This is a genomic window from Corallococcus sp. AB030 (genome assembly GCF_003668965.1).
Lineage (GTDB): Bacteria > Myxococcota > Myxococcia > Myxococcales > Myxococcaceae > Corallococcus > Corallococcus exiguus.
The window spans coordinates 1-426 of sequence record NZ_RAWQ01000508.1 but is presented as its reverse complement, the minus strand read 5'-3'; the positions used below and the strand labels follow the sequence as shown (position 1 = coordinate 426).

The following is a 426-nucleotide window of genomic DNA, read 5'->3' as shown; positions in this document are numbered from 1 at the left end:
GTTCGCAACCACAGAAACTTAAATCAGTCCATCGCACCGCACCGATCGCTGACTCGCACGAAACAAAAGACAGAGGAAACGTTTCCATTAATCAGAGCGAAGCAAATGATGAACGCCTTGTGGGCGATCAATCAACCCAATCAGGGCTTTTCAAAACGTTTTTCAATGACTGTTCGGCCCCTTGTTTCGTCAAAGACGATCAAGGTTGCTATGTCTTTATCAATGACGAATTCGAGCGTCAATTCGGAGTTAATCGCAACAGTTTTTTAGGTTCGACTGCAGCATCCTGGGTTGGTGAAGAGACTGCCAAAAAGATTCGTCTGCGCGACTACCAAGTTTTGACTGACCGTTCCACTTCGTCAGACCAGGAAGTGCTCCCCAATGCCGATGGTGTTTTGAGAAATTGGATAGTGCATCGATTTACTA

At 46.0% G+C, this 426-nt stretch carries 1 protein-coding gene; it reads left to right on the top strand.

The genetic code is table 11. The features are described from left to right. A partial coding sequence (locus D7Y15_RS44530; protein ID WP_148713062.1) for a PAS domain-containing protein occupies positions 1-426 on the top strand: 426 nt, incomplete at both ends.